Raw genomic sequence first — 17050 nt, 5'->3', positions numbered from 1 at the left:
CCGCCATTGCCGCCGGTACCACCGTTGCCGATCAACCCGGCCTGGCCGCCGACCCCGCCGCTGGCATTGCTGAATCCGTTGCCGCCGGCACCGCCGTTACCGGCGAAGAACCCGGCGCTGCCGCCGGCCCCGCCGGTCCCGGCGGAGAGAGCGTCCCCGCCGGTGCCGCCGTCGCCGAGGAGGAAGGCCCTGCCACCGTTGCCGCCGCCGCCGAGGAAGCTACTGCCGCCACCACCGCCGTTTCCGTACAGCACACCGCCGTTGCCGCCCACGCCGCCGGCCCCCGCGCCGTTGGGGCTGATACCGCCGGCGCCGCCATGTCCGAACAGTAAGGCGGAGCCGCCGACACCGCCCGCACCGCCGCCGCCGCCACTGTTGCCGCCCGCGCCGCCGTTGCCGAAGAACAGCCCACCGGTGCCGCCGGCGCCGCCGTTCGCGCCCGCTCCGCCCACGCCGCCGGCGCCGCCGAAACCGAGCAGGCCCGCGGAACCGCCCCGGCCACCGGCCTGGCCAGCCACTCCATCTCCGCCTCTACCGCCGTTGCCGAACAAGAGTCCGCCGTCCTCGCCGGCCTTTCCCGCCCCGCCGTCGACGCCGTCACCGATCAGCGGACGCCCGAGCAGCGCCCGGGCGGGCGCGTTGATCACGTCGAGCAGCGGCTGCAACGGGTTCGCCGCGGCGGCCTCAGCGCTGGCGTAGGCCTGCGCGCCGCCAAACAGGTTTTGCACGAACTGGTCATGGAACGCCGCGGCCTGTGCGCTGAGCGTCTGATAGCTCAGCCCGTGTGCTCGAAAGAACGCCGCGATGGCGGCTGACACCTCGTCGGCGCCCGCGGCCGCCACGGCGGTCGTCTGGGCCACCGCCGCCGAGTTGGCCTCGCTGATCACCGAACCGAGGCGCGCCAGATTCCCGGCTGCCCCCGACACATACTCCGTATTAGTGACCAAGAACGACATCCCGCACCTCCACAGTAAAGCGTCAGCGACTGACGAATCCTATCGCGATTTCGGCAGCTGTGATTGGCCATTTCCCGAGTAATTTCATCACACGAATTTTTCCGCGGGGATGCAAATTTCACCCACCTGCGGATTACCCGCCACCGCAGTCCACGGCACTGTCGGCGTCGAGGGCGACGAAACCGCTTACCTTGTGCCAGTGACCAATTCAATCGCATACCGCAATGCAATCGAGATACTCGGCGATCGCCGGCGTCCCTAGACTCGGTTCATCCTGACGAACTCCCCCCTCTGTGAGGCCGCCGGAATGACCTTGACCGCTGCTGAAGCGTGCACCTCCGAGGTTTCTTTCGACCACATGCCCGTCGCCGTCGCGCGGCCGCTGAGTTGGCGTGCGGCGCTGTGGTCGGTCATGTCGGTTCGCTGGGCCGCCATCGCGTTGGCCTTATTCCTTGCGGGGCTGGCGGCTCAGCTGAACGGCGCACCGCAGTCCGTGTGGTGGACGTTGTATCTGGCCTGTTACCTCGCCGGCGGCTGGGGTTCGGCATGGGCTGGGGCACAAGCGCTTTGGAACAAGGCACTCGACGTAGACCTGCTGATGGTGGTGGCGGCGATCGGAGCGGTCGCAATCGGGCAGATCTTCGACGGTGCCCTGTTGATCGTGATCTTTGCGACATCGGGCGCCCTGGACGACGTGGCCACCAAACACACTGCCGATTCGGTCAAGGGGTTACTGGACCTCGCGCCGGATCAGGCCGTGGTCGTCGACGGCGACGGTCACGAGCGGGTGGTTGCGGCGGGCGACCTGGTCGTCGGTGACCGGGTACTGGTGCGCCCGGGCGAGCGCAGACCCGCCGACGGCGCCGTGCTGTCGGGCTGCTCCGAAGTCGACCAATGCTCGATCACCGGCGAGTCCATCCCGGTGGCCAAGGGCCGTGGTGACGAGGTGTTCGCGGGTACAGTCAACGGGTCCGGGGTGTTACAACTGCTGGTCACCCGGGACCCGTCGCAGACAGTGGTGGCCCGCATCGTCGAGTTGGTCGCCGAGGCGTCGGCCACCAAAGCCAAAACCCAGTTGTTCATTGAAAAGATCGAGCAGCGGTACTCGGTGGCCATGGTGGTGGCAACCCTCGCGCTGATCGTCATTCCGTTGCTGCTGGGCGCATCACTGCAACCAGTTCTATTGCGCGCCATGACATTTATGATTGTAGCCTCGCCGTGCGCGGTGGTGCTGGCGACCATGCCGCCGCTGCTTTCGGCGATCGCGAATGCCGGTCGACACGGGGTTCTGGTCAAATCGGCTGTGGTCGTGGAACATCTGGCCGACACCAGCATCGTCGCCTTGGACAAGACCGGCACATTGACCTGTGGCACGCCGCAATTGACCACCGTCGAGCCGCTGCGCCCGGATGTGGTGGGTGTCCGAAAGTTGCTCCAATTAGCTGCTGCTGCAGAGCAACCCAGTGAACATCCCCTGGGCAGGGCCATTGTCGAGGAAGTTCGCCGGCGCGGTATCACCATCCCCGCGGCCGAGGATTTCCGTGCAGTGCCCGGCCGCGGAGTGCGGGCCACCGTGGGTCGCGATTTCGTCGAGGTGTGCAGTCCGCAAAGCTATCAGGGGCCGCCGCTACTCGAGCTCGCGCCGATCCTCGACGCGGGCGCCACGGCGGCGATCGTGATGCTCAACGGTGTCGCGGCCGGCGTGCTGGGGCTCACCGACCAGGTGCGCCCCGATGCCGCGGAGTCCGTGGCGTCCTTGACCGCACTGACCTCGGCGCCGCCGGTCCTGCTGACCGGGGACAACGGGTGCGCGGCCCGGTGGGCGGCCCGGCGCGCCGGGATCAGCGATGTACGGGCCGCGCTGTTGCCCGAGCAGAAGGTCGAGGCGGTCCGCGATCTGCAAGCCAGCGGTCATCGGGTTCTCGTCGTCGGCGACGGTGTCAACGATGCTCCCGCGATGGCCGCGGCCCGCACGTCCGTCGCGATGGGCGCCGGCGCCGACCTGACCTTGCAGACCGCCGACGGCGTCACCGTACGGGACGAACTGCGGGTCATCCCGACGATCATCGGGCTCGCCAGACAAGCCCGCCACGTGGTGACCGTCAACCTGATCATCGCCGGCACCTTCATCAGCGTCCTGGTGTTGTGGGATCTGTTGGGGCACTTGCCGTTACCGCTGGGTGTGGCCGGCCATGAAGGATCCACGGTGCTGGTTGCCCTCAACGGTATGCGGCTGCTGACCAACCGGTCCTGGCGTGCGGCGGCATCGATGGGCGCACCAACGGCCTGATCCGCAGCGGCTCCGGCTGTGCTCGACGTACGCTCGACGTCGCCGGACCCACCGGGCCCGGAGCTAACAAGGGGACACGTGGCGACTCGAGATCTCACCGCCGAGACCTTCACACAGACCGTCTACGGCAACGACAACGTGCTCGTCTACGTCTGGGCGCCGTTGTGCGCCCCGTGTGCGGTGTTGACGCCGACGTATGAGGGCTCGTCGGACAAGCATCCCGACATCGTGCACGGCGAGGTCAACTTCGAAACCGAGCAGGAGTTGGTCTCGATCGCCGGGGTCAAGCTATTGCCCCACGTTGATGGCGCTCAAGAAGGGCAAGCGGGTGTTCAAGCAGGCCGGTGTCGCTAATTCCGCGACCATGGATGACCTGGTGCGCCAGCTGCAGGCCTACCGGGTCGACTCGCCACCCCGGCAGCGGGGCCTGCTCTAGACATCCTGGAACAAACTCGCCGGCCCGAGGCGTTAGGGCAGTCATGGCAACCAAAGACCTCACTGCTGCGCAGTTCAACGAAACCGTCAATGACAACGACATGGTGCTGGTCGATTTCTGGGCCTCCTGGTGCGGTCCGTGTCGCGCCTTCGCGCCCACGTTCCAGGCGTCGTCGGAGAAACACCCCGACGTGGTGTACGCAAAGGTCAACACCGAAGAAGAGCAAGAACTGGCGGCAGCGGCCCAGATCCGGTCGATTCCCACGCTGATGGCATTCAAGAAGGGCCAACTGTTGTTCAACCAACCCGGTGCCCTGCCCCCGGCTGCTCTGGAAGACCTGGTACAGCAGCTCAAGGCTTATGAGGTCGCCTAGACCTTCGGAAATCCGGCGGCGCTGACAACCGGGCGCACCGTCCTACGCGATACCGTGCACGGGTGAGTTTGGTCCTGCTGGAACACCCGCGCCCAGATATTGCGCTGATCACCCTCAACCGGCCGGAGCGGATGAACTCCATGGCTTTCGACGTCATGGTGCCGCTCAAGGAGGCCCTGGAGACGGTGAGCTACGACAACTCGGTGCGGGTGGTGGTGCTGACCGGGGCGGGGCGCGGCTTCTCCTCCGGTGCGGATCACAAGTCCGCAGGTGCGGTGCCGAATGTCGAGGGCCTGACCCGGCCGACCTATGCGCTGCGCTCGATGGAGCTGCTCGACGAGGTCATCCTGAAGCTGCGCCGGCTGCACCAACCGGTGATCGCCGCGGTCAACGGCCCGGCCATCGGCGGTGGGCTGTGCCTGGCGCTCGCCGCGGACATCCGGGTGGCCTGCACCAGCGCATATTTCCGGGCGGCCGGCATCAACAACGGGCTGACGGCCAGCGAACTGGGGCTGAGCTACCTGTTGCCCAGGGCCATCGGATCCTCGCGTGCTTTCGAGATCATGCTGACCGGGCGCGACATCAGCGCCGAGGAAGCCGAGCGCATCGGGCTTGTGTCCTGCAGGGTGCCCGACGGCCAGCTGCTGGACACCTGTTATGCGATCGCGGCGCGGATGGCGGCATTCTCCCGGCCGGGAATTGAGTTGACCAAACGTACACTGTGGAGTGGACTAGACGCCGCCAGCCTGGAAGGGCACATGCAAGCCGAGGGTCTGGGACAGCTTTTCGTCCGGCTGCTGACAGCCAATTTCGAAGAGGCGGTTGCCGCGCGCGCCGAGAAGCGGCCCCCGGTCTTCACCGACGACAAGTAGCGGCACAACCAAGCAGGCCACCAAGGAGAGCGATTGTGATCACGGCAACGGACCTCGAGGTCCGAGCTGGTGCGCGCATCCTGCTCTCGCCCGAGGGCCCGGACTTGCGCGTGCAGCCGGGCGACCGCATCGGGTTGGTGGGCCGCAACGGTGCCGGCAAGACCACCACGCTGCGCATCCTGGCTGGGGAGAGCGAACCGTATGCTGGATCGGTTAGTCGCAACGGCGAAATAGGTTATCTGCCACAGGATCCCAAAGAGGGAGACCTTGACGTGCTGGCTCGGGACCGGGTGTTGTCGGCTCGCGGTCTCGACGTGTTGCTCACCGATCTGGAGAAGCAGCAGGCGTTGATGGCCGAGGTCGCCGACGACGAAGCGCGCGATCGCGCGATCCGCCGCTACGGTCAGCTCGAGGAGCGCTTCGTCGCGCTGGGCGGCTACGGCGCCGAAAGCGAGGCGGGCCGGATCTGCGCGAGTCTCGGCTTGCCCGAACGGGTGCTGACCCAACAGCTGCGCACCCTGTCCGGAGGCCAGCGCCGCCGGGTGGAGCTGGCGCGGATTCTCTTCGCCGCTTCCGACAGCGGCGCCGGTTCGGGGACCACGCTGCTGCTCGACGAGCCGACCAACCACCTGGACGCGGATTCGATTGGCTGGCTTCGGGACTTCCTGCGGTCGCACACCGGGGGGCTGGTGATGATCAGCCACAACGTCGACCTGATCGCCGACGTGGTCAACCGGGTGTGGTTCTTGGATGCGGTGCGCGGCGAGATGGACGTCTACAACATGGGCTGGCAGAAATATCTCGATGCCCGTGCCACCGACGAGCAACGTCGTCGTCGGGAACGCGCCAATGCCGAACGCAAGGCCGCCGCGCTGCGAACCCAGGCCGCCAAGCTGGGCGCCAAGGCCACCAAGGCCGTTGCGGCACAGAACATGTTGCGTCGGGCCGATCGGATGATGGCGGCACTCGACGAGGAACGGGTGGCCGACAAGGTGGCCCGGATCAAGTTCCCCACCCCGGCCGCCTGCGGCCGCGTCCCGCTGGTGGCCAAGGGGCTCAGTAAGAACTACGGATCGCTGGAAGTGTTCAGCGGTGTCGACCTGGCCATCGACCGGGGCTCGCGCGTCGTCGTGCTCGGACTCAACGGTGCCGGCAAGACCACGCTGCTGCGGCTGCTGGCCGGTGTCGAAACACCCGACACCGGGGCGCTGGAGCCCGGACATGGGGTGCGCATCGGCTATTTCGCGCAGGAGCACGACACGCTGGACAACGATGCGACCGTCTGGCAGAACGTCCGGCACGCCGCACCGGAAACCGGTGACCAGGAGTTGCGCGGCCTGTTGGGCGCGTTCATGTTCAGCGGTCCACAGCTCGAGCAACCGGCCGGCACACTGTCCGGCGGCGAAAAGACGCGCCTCGCGCTGGCCGGGCTGGTGGCCTCCACGGCCAACGTGCTGCTGCTCGACGAACCGACCAACAACCTCGATCCCGCCTCGCGCGAACAGGTCCTTGACGCGCTGCGCAGCTACCGCGGCGCGGTGGTGCTGGTGACCCACGACCCCGGTGCCGCCGAGGCGCTCGACCCGCAACGTGTCGTGCTGTTGCCGGACGGCACCGAGGACTATTGGTCCGAGGAGTATCGCGACCTCATCGAGCTGGCCTGAGAAATCGCAAGCGTTTTCGGCCAAAGCGGTCCCGCCATCGCCGGCCGGTTCTTACCCTGGAAGCCGGGGATCGTGACCACGCGTGGGAGGCAGCCGGTGAGAACCCAGCGGAAGTCGAAGAAGACGCGCGATCAGTTGTTGCACGAGTTGCGCAACGCTTATGAGGGCGGAGCCAGCATCCGCAACTTGGCGGCCAGCGTCGGGCGATCGTACGGATCGGTTCACAGCATGCTGCTCGAATCCGGTACCACGATGCGCAGCCGCGGCGGACCAAATCATCGCGCCCGGCCGGCGCGAACGTAACACCACGGCCGGATTCGGATTTCGCCGTGGCATGACGCCGCACGGTCCAAATCAGCGGCGGCGCACCGAATTTTCCACCAGGTCCAGTACGGCGGAGAGCCGCTGGGGGTCCTCGCCGGAGGCAAGCCTGGCCACCAATCCGTCGAGGACCAGATCCAGGTAGCACTGCAACACGTCACTGGGAACGTCGTCGCGCACTCGTTTGGCTTGCTTCTGCCGGCGCAGTCGTTCGGTCGTCGCGGCGGCCAGTTCCAGGGAGCGCTCCGCCCAGCCGCGGTTGAACGCCGGGTCAGTGCGTAGCTTGCGCGCGATCTCCAACCGGGTGGCCAGCCAGTCGAACTGCTCGGGCGCGGCGAGCATGTCACGCATCACCTGGATGAGGCCTTCGCGCGACGCGACATCGGCCATGCGCTCGGCGTCCTCGTGCGCCAGCGCAAAAAACAGCGCGTCCTTGTCCCGGAAGTGGTGGAAGATCGCACCCCGCGACATACCGATCGCCTGTTCTAGACGCCGGACCGTGGCTTTGTCGTAGCCGTATTCGGCAAAGCAGCGGCGCGCGCCGTCGAGGATCTGGCGGCGGCGAGCCGCCAGATGGTCCTCGCTGACTTTTGGCATGGCCAGGGCTGTGGTCGCCTTGGCGTTAACCCGATTTGAGCATGTTGCGCAGCACGAACTGCAGGATGCCGCCGTTGCGGTAGTAGTCGGCCTCGCCGGGTGTGTCGATGCGTACCACCGCGTCGAACTCGACTGCGTCGTGACCGTCCTTGCTGGCCTTCACATGCACCGTTTTCGGCGTCTTGCCGTCGTTGAGCGCCTCGATTCCGGTGATGTCGAAGACCTCGGTGCCGTCCAGTCCCAGCGACGAAGCCGACTCCCCCGCGGGGAACTGCAGCGGAATCACCCCCATGCCGATCAGGTTGGAGCGGTGAATGCGCTCGAACGACTCGGCGATCACCGCCCGCACGCCCAGTAACAACGTGCCCTTGGCCGCCCAGTCGCGTGAGGAGCCGGAACCATACTCTTTACCGCCGAGCACCACCAGCGGAATGTTTTGTGCCGCATAGTTTTGCGCAGCGTCGTAGATGAACGCCTGCGGCCCGCCCTGCTGGGTGAAGTCGCGGGTGTAACCGCCGGAAACGTCGTCGAGCAGTTGGTTGCGAAGCCGGATGTTGGCGAACGTGCCGCGGATCATCACCTCGTGGTTGCCGCGCCGCGAGCCGAAGGAGTTGTAGTCCTTGCGCTCGACGCCGTGCTCGTCGAGGTATTGCGCGGCGGGGGTGCCCGGTTTGATGCTGCCGGCGGGGGAGATGTGGTCGGTGGTCACCGAGTCGCCGAGCAGCGCAAGCACCCGGGCCCCGGTGATGTTGCCCACCGGCTCTGGTTCGGCCGACATTCCCTCGAAATACGGCGGCTTGCGGACGTACGTCGAATCCTGGTCCCACTCAAAGGTATTGCCGCTCGGGGTCGGCAGGTTACGCCAGCGCTCGTCACCTTTGAACACGTCGGCATAGTTCTTGGTGAACATCTCCTGGTTGATCGCCGACGCGATGGTGTCGGAGACGTCTTTCTGCGACGGCCAGATGTCTTTCAAGTAGACGTTGTTGCCGTCTTTATCGGTGCCCAACGCCTGTGACTCGAAGTCGAAGTCCATGGTCCCGGCCAACGCGTAGGCAACCACCAACGGTGGTGAGGCGAGGTAGTTCATCTTCACGTCGGGATTGATGCGGCCCTCGAAGTTGCGATTGCCCGACAGCACCGCCGCCACCGAAAGGTCGTTGTCGTTGATCGCCTTCGAGATCTCCTCGGGCAGTGGGCCCGAATTGCCGATGCACGTGGTGCACCCGTAGCCGACCAGATAGAAGCCGAGTTTCTCCAGATACGGCCACAGGCCGGCCTTGTCGTAGTAGTCGCTGACCACTTGGGAGCCCGGGGCCATGGTGGTCTTCACCCACGGCTTGGCGGCCAGCCCCTTTTCGACGGCGTTTTTCGCCAGCAGCGCCGCGCCCAGCATCACCTCCGGGTTGGAGGTGTTGGTGCACGAGGTGACCGCGGCGATCACCACCGCGCCGTGGTCGAGCACGAATTCGCCGAGTTCGTCGGACTTCACCGTCACCGGGTTGCTCACCCTGCCCTTGGCGTGTTTGGCGGCGGACTCCACCGGAGTGTGGTCGTCGGCGTGGCCGTTGCTCAGTGCCCCCGGGTCGCTGGCCGGGAACGTCTCGTCGACCATCTCGTCCAGCTTCGAGTAGTCCTTCTTGTCGGGGTCGTCGCCGACGTAGTTCGGAATCTGCTCGCGGAACGTGGATTTGGCGGCCGACAACGCGATGCGGTCCTGCGGGCGCTTGGGTCCGGCGATCGACGGCACCACGTCGGACAGGTCGAGTTCGATGTATTCCGAGTACGCGGGCTCGTGTTTCGGGTCGTGCCACATGCCCTGTTCTTTGGCGTAAGCCTCGACCAACGCCAACTGTTCGTCGTTGCGGCCGGTGAACCGCAGGTAGCTGATGGTCTCTTCGTCGATCGGGAAAATGGCTGCGGTAGAACCGAATTCGGGGCTCATGTTGCCCAGGGTGGCGCGGTTGGCCAGCGGCACCTCGGCGACGCCCTCGCCGTAGAACTCGACGAATTTGCCCACTACGCCGTGCTTGCGCAGCATCTCGGTCACGGTCAGCACGACGTCGGTGGCCGTGACGCCGGGCTGGATCTCACCGGTCAGCTTGAAGCCGACCACCCGCGGTATCAGCATCGACACCGGCTGACCCAGCATGGCCGCCTCGGCTTCGATGCCGCCCACGCCCCAGCCGAGCACCCCCAGGCCGTTGACCATCGTGGTGTGCGAGTCGGTGCCCACACAGGTGTCGGGGTATGCAGTGATATTTCCCGCGTCGTCGCTGCGGGCCATGACGACGCTCGCCAGGTATTCGATATTGACCTGGTGCACGATGCCGGTGCCCGGCGGCACCACCTTGAAGTCGCGGAAAGCGCCCTGGCCCCAACGCAAGAACTGATAGCGCTCGCCGTTGCGCTGGTACTCGATCTCCACGTTGCGCTCGAACGCGTCGGCCCGTCCGAACAGGTCGGCGATCACCGAGTGGTCGATCACCAGGTCCGCCGGCGCCAGCGGGTTGACCTTGTCGGGCTTGCCGCCCAGGTCGGCGATGGCCTCCCGCATGGTGGCCAAGTCGACGATGCAGGGCACGCCGGTGAAGTCCTGCATGACGACCCGGGCGGGCGTGTACTGGATTTCGACGCTGGGCTCTGCTTCGGGGTCCCAGTTCGCGATGGCGTCGATGTGATCCTTGGTGATGTTGCTGCCGTCTTCGTTACGCAGCAGGTTCTCCGCGAGGACCTTGAGGCTGTACGGGAGTCTCTTGGTGTTGGGGACCGCGTCGAGGCGATAGATCTGGTAACTCCGGTCGCCGACCTTGAGCGTGTCGTGGGCTCCGAACGAGTTCACAGAATCTTTGCTGGTCACATCAACTCCCGAGGATTCAGTTCTGCCGCCGACGGGCCGTGTCGACGGGGCTTCGCATACTCAGCCAACTTTAACAGTACGTTTGTCCTGCATTACGGTTGGTACCCGTACCCTTCAGTCTTGTCGTGGCGGGCGCGAGTTGAAAAGCCCCTCGCCGATTGGACTGGCGGGGATATCGACGCTCGGCGAAACTGCCGTCCCTACGGGCACACTGATCGGCGCGGACGCATCCTCAACGCGTACGGTGCCTGTAGCACCGCGGGAGGTGTGAGAGGAGCGAGACCATGACCGGGCACGACACCGCAGGCCAGCTGCCGTCACCCCAGACGATCCCGTTCCTGCCGGCCTACATTCCACAAGACGTCGACATGACGGCGGTCAAGGCACAAGTCGCCGCGGTCGGCGTCAGCGCGCCACCGGCAGCCGTGCCGGGATTGCTCGAGGTGGTCAACCACGCACACGACGAGGGCATTAACCTCAAGATCGTCCTGCTGGACCACAACCCGCCCAATGACACCCCGTTGCGGGATATCGCGACCGTCGTGGGCGCCGACTACCAGGACGCGACGGTGTTGGTGCTCAGTCCCAGCTACGTCGGCAGCTACAGCACGCAATATCCGCGGGTCACCCTGGAGGCGGGGGAGGACCATTCCAAGACGGGCAACCCGGTGCAGTCCGCGCAGAATTTCTTGCACGAGCTGGACACACCGGAGTTTCCCTGGGCCGGATTGACCATTTTTTTGCTGATTGCGGTGCTTGCCGCGGCCGTTGGCACCCGGTTCATGCAGCTGCGCGCCCGGCGGTCAGCAACCTCGGGTGACAGTGCTGGGACGACGTCGGATCAAGCCGGCCAGGGTATCTAGCCAGCTTGGTGAGGCTCGACAGAGGGTAGTTCGCCGGCCATGTGGCTGGCCGGTGGCAAACGCTTCACATCACCATTCGGTCACATTAATTGCACGTCCAGGGTGCACTTTGTGACATACGTTTCTTTAGCGTCAGGTGTGACGTACGGTGCGAATGATGATTGTGATGCCATTAGCGCTTTCGGCGCTGACTGCCGTCCGTCCGGTTTGAGCCATAGGAGATCAGAGTCGATGAGACGGATCCGAGGTGGCTCTGCTTCACGATCGGCAGCACGGTTGGTGCGGCCGGCCATTCCGTCGGTCTTGAGTGTGCTGTTGCTGGTATCGACTCCTGGACTGGCGTCCGCCGCTCCCGGCACTGACCCCATCGCCGCGCTGATCGCGGAGGTCGCCAAGGCCAACCAGCGGCTGGAGGATCTCAGCGCCGCCGTGGAGATGGAGCAGGAGGGCGTCAACAAGGCGATGGTCGCCGTGGAGACCGCTCGTGACGAGGCCACCGCTGCCGAACATGAGCTCGAGCTCAGTCAGCAGGCAGTCAAGGACGCCAACGCGGCGATCTCTGCAGCCCAACGCCGATTCGACAGCTTCGCGGCGGCCACCTATATGAATGGCCCGTCCGACAGCTACCTGACAGCCAAGAGCCCCGACGACATCATCGCCGCGGCGACCGCGACCAGGGCGATGACCGCCAGCGCCCAGACGGTGATGGCCAACCTGCAGCGGGCCCGAACCGAACAGGTGAACAAAGAATCGGCGGCCCGGCTGGCCAAGCAGAAGGCCGACAAGGCCGCTGCCGAGGCGAAAGCCAGCCAGGACGCGGCGGTGGCCGCCCTCACCGACACCCAGCGCAAGTTCGACGAACAGCGCGAGGAAGTCAACCGTTTGGCCGCAGAACGAGACGAGGCGCAGGCCAGGCTCCAGGCGGCCAGGCTGGTCGCCTGGTCCTCGGCCGGCGGCCAGGGCACGCCCGCTGAGATGTGGGACCCGGGTGCAGGACCCGGCGGCGGCCGCCGCTGGGACGGGTGGGACCCCTCGTTGCCGCAGATTCCCAGCGCCAACATCCCCGGCGACCCGATCGCGGTGGTCAACCAGGTGTTGGGTTATTCGGCGACCTCGGCACAGGTCACCGCACAGATGGGACGAAATTTCCTGCAGCAGCTGGGCATCCTCAAACCCACCGATACCGGGATCACCAATGCCCCGGCGGGTTCGACGCATGCCGGCCGGATTCCGCGGGTCTACGGACGTCAGGCCAGCGAGTACGTGATCCGTCGGGGCATGTCACAAATCGGGGTGCCGTATTCCTGGGGTGGCGGCAACGCCGCGGGCCCCAGTAAGGGCATCGACTCCGGGGCGGGCATCACCGGCTTCGACTGTTCCGGGCTGGTCCTGTATTCGTTCGCCGGGGTCGGCATCAAGCTGCCGCACTACTCGGGTTCGCAATACAACCTGGGCCGCAAGATCCCGTCTTCCCAGATGCGTCGCGGCGACGTCATCTTCTACGGCCCCGGCGGCAGCCAGCACGTGACGATCTACCTGGGCGACGGTCAGATGCTCGAGGCGCCCGACATCGGCCTGAAAGTCCGAGTTGCGCCCGTGCGCACCAGCGGCATGACGCCCTTCGTGGTGCGCTACATCGAGTGGTGAACGGGGATTTATGCGGCACAAGCGATTTCGCCTGATCAACCTGGCCTGGATCACCGCGATGGTGACCGGGCTCTTGGTTGCTGTAGCGGCGCCGGCCGACGCCGATCCCGGTCCGTGGGACCCGACTTTGCCGGCAACCGCCAGCGCGGGGGCACCCGGAGATGCGCTCGCCGTCGCCAACGCGTCGCTGCAAGCCACCGCCCAGGCCACCCAGACCACCCTCGATCTGGGCCGCCAGTTTCTGGGCGGACTGGGCATCAACCTCGGCGGCAGTCCCGCCGCCGGTGCCGCCAACACCAGCCCCAGCCGGATTCCGCGTGCCAACGGCCGGCAAGCCATCGAGTACGTGATCCGCCGGGCCGGATCACAGATGGGAGTCCCCTATTCCTGGGGCGGCGGCACTCTGGAGGGTCCGAGTAAGGGCGTGGACTCCGGCGCCGGGACCGTCGGCTTCGACTGCTCGGGGTTGATGCGCTACGCCTTCGCGGGTGTGGGCGTGCTGATCCCGCGGTTTTCCGGTGACCAGTACAACGCGGGGCGCCACATCCCGCCCAACGAGGCCAGGCGCGGCGACCTGATCTTCTACGGCCCGGGCGGTAGCCAGCACGTCACCATGTACCTGGGCAACGGTCAGATGCTGGAAGCGTCCAGCCTTGCCGGCAAAGTCACGGTGAGTCCGGTGCGCAAGGCCGGCATGACACCATTCGTGACCAGGATCATCGAGTACTGAGCCGGTGCGGCTCCGGCGACTGTCGGGGCGCCTCGTCCGGCTTCCCCCGGACGGTTGCGTCCCGCCCGGAGGGTCTAGGGTGGCCGGGCAGGAACCGCGGCGTCGACGGAATCCACGGCGCCTGGAATAGTTGAACGCGGGCACGTCGCTGCCCCGCGGCGTTGGTCGTGTCAGCAGTCGTGTCTGATCGAGCGGTGGAGGGTTGTCGATGACAGCAGCAGGTGGCGGTTACCCGGGTCCGGGCGGGCAATCCGGCCCGCCGGCCCATGAGGCATCCCCGGGTGCTCCCGGTGGTTCTGACGGGCTGGCCGCCGAGGTACACACGCTCGAGCGGGCCATCTTCGAGGTCAAGCGGATCATCGTGGGCCAGGACCAGTTGGTGGAGCGGATGCTGGTCGGCCTGCTCTCCAAGGGCCACGTATTGCTCGAAGGCGTGCCCGGGGTCGCCAAGACGCTGGCGGTGGAGACCTTCGCGCGGGTCGTCGGCGGGACGTTCGCCCGCATCCAGTTCACCCCCGACCTGGTGCCCACCGACATCGTCGGAACCCGCATCTACCGGCAGGGCAAGGAGGAATTCGACACCGAGCTCGGCCCGGTGGTGGTCAATTTCCTGCTCGCCGACGAGATCAACCGTGCCCCTGCCAAGGTGCAATCGGCGCTGCTGGAGGTGATGCAGGAACGTCACGTGTCCATCGGTGGTAAGACCTTCCCGCTGCCCAACCCGTTCCTGGTGATGGCGACGCAGAACCCGATCGAACACGAGGGCGTCTACCCGTTGCCCGAGGCGCAGCGCGACCGATTCCTGTTCAAGATCAACGTCGGCTACCCCTCGGCCGAGGAAGAGCGCGAGATCATCTACCGGATGGGCGTCACCCCGCCGCAGCCCAAACAGATCCTGAACACCGGCGACCTGGTGCGGCTACAGGGAATCGCGGCCAACAACTTCGTGCACCACGCGCTCGTCGACTACGTGGTGCGGGTCGTCTTCGCCACCCGGGCGCCCGAACAACTCGGGATGAACGACGTCAAGAGCTGGATCGCGTTCGGCGCATCCCCGCGAGCTTCGCTGGGCATCATCGCCGCGGCCCGGTCGCTGGCGCTGGTGCGCGGGCGTGACTATGTGATCCCGCAGGATGTCATCGAAGTCATCCCCGACGTGCTGCGGCACCGGCTGGTGCTCACCTATGACGCGCTGGCCGACGAGATCACCCCGGAGATCATCATCAACCGGGTGTTGCAGACCGTCGCCTTGCCGCAAGTGAATGCCGTTCCGCAACAAGGCCATTCGGTACCGCCGGTAATGCAGGCGGCGGCTGCGGCTAGCGGCCGGTGACCGAAAGCAAGGCGCCGGCGGTCGTCCATCCGCCGTCGTTGCTACGTGGCGACATCGACGACCCCAAGCTGTCGGCGGCGCTGCGCACTCTGGAGCTGACCGTCAAGCACAAGCTCGACGGTGTCTTGCACGGCGATCACCTCGGCTTGATTCCCGGGCCGGGCACGGAGCCGGGCGAGTCGCGTCTGTACCAGCCCGGTGACGACGTGCGCCGGATGGACTGGGCGGTCACCGCCCGGACCACGCACCCCCACGTGCGGCAGATGATCGCCGACCGCGAACTGGAAACCTGGCTGGTGGTGGACATGTCGGCCAGCCTGGACTTCGGTACCGCGGTCTGTGAGAAACGTGACCTCGCGGTGGCGGCCGCCGCCGCCATCACCTTCCTCAACAGCGGTGGCGGCAACCGAATCGGCGCCCTGGTCGCCAACGGCGCCACGATGACTCGGGTGCCGGCCCGCACCGGCCGCCAGCATCAACACACCATGTTGCGCACCATCGCCACCATGCCCAAGGCTCCGGCCGGGGTGCGCGGGGACCTGGCGGTGGCCATCGACGCGCTGCGCCGACCGGAACGCCGGCGCGGGATGGCGGTGGTCATCAGCGACTTCCTGGGGCCGATCAACTGGATGCGGCCGCTGCGGGCGATCGCGGCCCGCCACGAGGTGCTGGCCATCGAAGTCCTGGATCCGCGCGATGTCGAGCTGCCCGATATCGGCGACGTGATCCTGCAGGACGCCGAAAGCGGCGTCACCCGCGAATTCACCATCGACACCCAGCTGCAGAACGATTTCGCCAGGGCCGCGGCGGCGCACCGCGCGGACGTGGCCCGGACCCTCCGCGGTTGTGGCGCACCGGTGCTGACGCTTCGCACCGACCGCGACTGGCTGGCAGACATCGTCCGCTTCGTCGCCTCCCGGCGACGTGGTGCCATGGCGGGGGTTCAGTGACACACCTGCTCGCATCTTTTATGACGGGTCTGATATGACACTGCCGTTGCTCGGGCCGATGACGCTGTCCGGCTTCGAACACTCGTGGTTCTTCCTGTTCCTATTTGTCGTCGTCGGGCTGGTGGCGCTGTACATCGTGCTGCAGCTGGCGCGCCAGAAGCGGATGTTGCGGTTCGCCAACATGGCGTTGCTGGAGAGTGTGGCGCCCAAGCGGCCCTCCCGCTGGCGGCATGTTCCGGCGATCCTGCTGGCGTTGTCGCTGGTGCTGTTGACCACCGCGATGGCCGGACCGACGCATGACGTCAGGATTCCGCGCAACCGGGCGGTCGTGATGCTGGTGATCGACGTCTCGCAGTCGATGCGCGCGACCGACGTCGAACCCAACCGCATGGTCGCCGCGCAGGAGGCCGCCAAGCAGTTCGCCGACGAGCTCACCCCCGGCATCAATCTCGGACTGATCGCGTACGCGGGCACGGCGACGGTGCTGGTGTCGCCGACGACCAACCGCGACGCGACCAAGAACGCGTTGGACAAGCTGCAGTTCGCCGATCGCACGGCCACCGGGGAGGCGATCTTCACCGCCTTGCAGGCCATCGCCACCGTCGGCGCGGTGATCGGTGGAGGCGACACGCCGCCGCCGGCGCGCATCGTGTTGTTCTCCGACGGCAAGGAGACGATGCCGACCAATCCGGACAACCCCAAGGGCGCCTTTACCGCCGCTCGCACCGCCAAGGACCAGGGCGTGCCGATCTCGACGATCTCGTTCGGCACCCCATACGGGTTCGTGGAGATCAACGGCCAGCGCCAGCCGGTACCGGTCGATGACGAGACCCTGAAGAAGGTGGCCCAACTCTCCGGCGGAAACGCCTACAACGCAGCAACATTGGCCGAGCTGAAGGCGGTGTACACGTCGCTGCAGCAGCAGATCGGCTACGAGACCATCAAAGGTGACGCCAGCGCGGGCTGGCTGCGGCTGGGTGCGCTGGTGCTGGCGCTGGCCGGCCTGGCCGCGTTGCTGATCAACCGCCGGCTGCCGACCTGACGTCACGCCGACCGTAACGCCACGGCGAAAAATCGCGCCGGATCTCGCCCTGGCGTCACGTTCGCGACATGCGATGAGCCGATTTCGGTGTTGCCTCAACGAGGCGCTAGGTTGAC

14 protein-coding genes and 1 pseudogene are annotated in these 17050 nt (G+C 66.4%); 12 read left to right on the top strand and 3 right to left on the bottom strand.

The genetic code is table 11. The annotated features are described in order from the left end of the window. Positions 1-956: PE family protein (locus tag BST40_RS20005; RefSeq protein ID WP_083155253.1), on the bottom strand; the 956-nt coding region annotated here is incomplete at its 3' end. A 307-nt stretch (positions 957-1263) separates the two neighbouring features. Here BST40_RS20005 and BST40_RS20000 point away from each other — a divergent pair. The 6 genes and pseudogenes from BST40_RS20000 to BST40_RS19975 all read left to right on the top strand — a co-directional run bounded on the left by BST40_RS20000 (position 1264) and on the right by BST40_RS19975 (position 6894). Continuing rightward, on the top strand, positions 1264-3246 hold the full coding sequence (locus BST40_RS20000) for a heavy metal translocating P-type ATPase (RefSeq protein WP_083155249.1): 1983 nt from the start codon (positions 1264-1266) through the stop codon (positions 3244-3246). Positions 3247-3324: 78 nt separating this feature from the next. Then, positions 3325-3682, top strand: a pseudogene (locus tag BST40_RS19995) (thioredoxin family protein). Positions 3683-3725: 43 nt separating this feature from the next. Next, complete coding sequence (gene trxA, locus BST40_RS19990; protein WP_036414816.1) at positions 3726-4055, top strand: thioredoxin; 330 nt, start codon at positions 3726-3728, stop codon at positions 4053-4055. A 62-nt stretch (positions 4056-4117) separates the two neighbouring features. Further along, entirely contained in the window at positions 4118-4927 is an 810-nt protein-coding gene (locus tag BST40_RS19985) for an enoyl-CoA hydratase (protein ID WP_083155246.1), read from the top strand. A 35-nt stretch (positions 4928-4962) separates the two neighbouring features. Next, positions 4963-6591 (top strand): ABC-F family ATP-binding cassette domain-containing protein, encoded by a 1629-nt coding sequence (locus BST40_RS19980; RefSeq protein ID WP_075546076.1) that lies wholly within the window; start codon positions 4963-4965, stop codon positions 6589-6591. Positions 6592-6687: 96 nt separating this feature from the next. Next, complete coding sequence (locus tag BST40_RS19975) at positions 6688-6894, top strand: helix-turn-helix domain-containing protein (RefSeq protein WP_083155243.1); 207 nt, start codon at positions 6688-6690, stop codon at positions 6892-6894. A gap of 51 nt (positions 6895-6945) precedes the next feature. Here the strand turns inward: BST40_RS19975 and BST40_RS19970 are convergent, their stop codons facing one another. Together BST40_RS19970 and BST40_RS19965 are read right to left on the bottom strand one after the other, a co-directional pair. Further along, a complete protein-coding gene (locus BST40_RS19970; protein WP_083155241.1) occupies positions 6946-7509 on the bottom strand; it encodes a TetR/AcrR family transcriptional regulator in 564 nt (187 codons plus the stop codon). A 25-nt stretch (positions 7510-7534) separates the two neighbouring features. Further along, positions 7535-10369 carry an aconitate hydratase gene (locus BST40_RS19965; protein WP_142276764.1) on the bottom strand — a complete coding sequence of 945 codons (2835 nt, stop codon included), beginning with the start codon at positions 10367-10369 and terminating at the stop codon, positions 7535-7537. A 284-nt stretch (positions 10370-10653) separates the two neighbouring features. Between BST40_RS19965 and BST40_RS19960 the strand changes: the two genes are divergently transcribed. The 6 genes from BST40_RS19960 to BST40_RS19935 all read left to right on the top strand — a co-directional run bounded on the left by BST40_RS19960 (position 10654) and on the right by BST40_RS19935 (position 16934). Further along, the gene (locus BST40_RS19960) at positions 10654-11232 is read left to right on the top strand and encodes an Rv1476 family membrane protein (protein ID WP_075546078.1); all 579 of its coding nucleotides are present in this window, start codon (positions 10654-10656) and stop codon (positions 11230-11232) included. Positions 11233-11463: 231 nt separating this feature from the next. Continuing rightward, complete coding sequence (gene ripA, locus BST40_RS19955; protein WP_083155227.1) at positions 11464-12879, top strand: NlpC/P60 family peptidoglycan endopeptidase RipA; 1416 nt, start codon at positions 11464-11466, stop codon at positions 12877-12879. Positions 12880-12889: 10 nt separating this feature from the next. Continuing rightward, the gene (gene ripB, locus BST40_RS19950) at positions 12890-13609 is read left to right on the top strand and encodes an NlpC/P60 family peptidoglycan endopeptidase RipB (RefSeq protein ID WP_075546080.1); all 720 of its coding nucleotides are present in this window, start codon (positions 12890-12892) and stop codon (positions 13607-13609) included. Positions 13610-13817: 208 nt separating this feature from the next. Next, complete coding sequence (gene moxR1 / locus BST40_RS19945) at positions 13818-14942, top strand: chaperone MoxR1 (RefSeq protein ID WP_075546081.1); 1125 nt, start codon at positions 13818-13820, stop codon at positions 14940-14942. Beyond that, the gene (locus tag BST40_RS19940; protein ID WP_075546082.1) at positions 14939-15892 is read left to right on the top strand and encodes a DUF58 domain-containing protein; all 954 of its coding nucleotides are present in this window, start codon (positions 14939-14941) and stop codon (positions 15890-15892) included. The genes moxR1 and BST40_RS19940 overlap by 4 nt, the downstream gene beginning before the upstream one ends. Before the next feature lie 34 nt (positions 15893-15926). Further along, complete coding sequence (locus BST40_RS19935; RefSeq protein ID WP_075546083.1) at positions 15927-16934, top strand: VWA domain-containing protein; 1008 nt, start codon at positions 15927-15929, stop codon at positions 16932-16934. Positions 16935-17050 lie beyond the last annotated feature (116 nt).

The sequence above is a fragment of the Mycobacterium persicum genome (genome assembly GCF_002086675.1).
GTDB lineage: Bacteria > Actinomycetota > Actinomycetes > Mycobacteriales > Mycobacteriaceae > Mycobacterium > Mycobacterium persicum.
The sequence above is the reverse complement of the archived record's forward strand: the minus strand, read 5'-3'. Positions and strand labels throughout refer to the sequence as shown.

What these genes read in the sequence shown, in the direction of transcription:
- BST40_RS20000 (WP_083155249.1), top strand. Translation starts at nt 1,264, where the DNA reads ATGACCTTGACCGCTGCTGAAGCGTGCACCTCCGAGGTTTCTTTCGAC.
- trxA (WP_036414816.1), top strand. Translation starts at nt 3,726, where the DNA reads ATGGCAACCAAAGACCTCACTGCTGCGCAGTTCAACGAAACCGTCAAT.
- BST40_RS19970 (WP_083155241.1), bottom strand. Translation starts at nt 7,509, where the DNA reads ATGCCAAAAGTCAGCGAGGACCATCTGGCGGCTCGCCGCCGCCAGATC.
- BST40_RS19960 (WP_075546078.1), top strand. Translation starts at nt 10,654, where the DNA reads ATGACCGGGCACGACACCGCAGGCCAGCTGCCGTCACCCCAGACGATC.
- ripA (WP_083155227.1), top strand. Translation starts at nt 11,464, where the DNA reads ATGAGACGGATCCGAGGTGGCTCTGCTTCACGATCGGCAGCACGGTTG.
- ripB (WP_075546080.1), top strand. Translation starts at nt 12,890, where the DNA reads ATGCGGCACAAGCGATTTCGCCTGATCAACCTGGCCTGGATCACCGCG.
- moxR1 (WP_075546081.1), top strand. Translation starts at nt 13,818, where the DNA reads ATGACAGCAGCAGGTGGCGGTTACCCGGGTCCGGGCGGGCAATCCGGC.
- BST40_RS19935 (WP_075546083.1), top strand. Translation starts at nt 15,927, where the DNA reads ATGACACTGCCGTTGCTCGGGCCGATGACGCTGTCCGGCTTCGAACAC.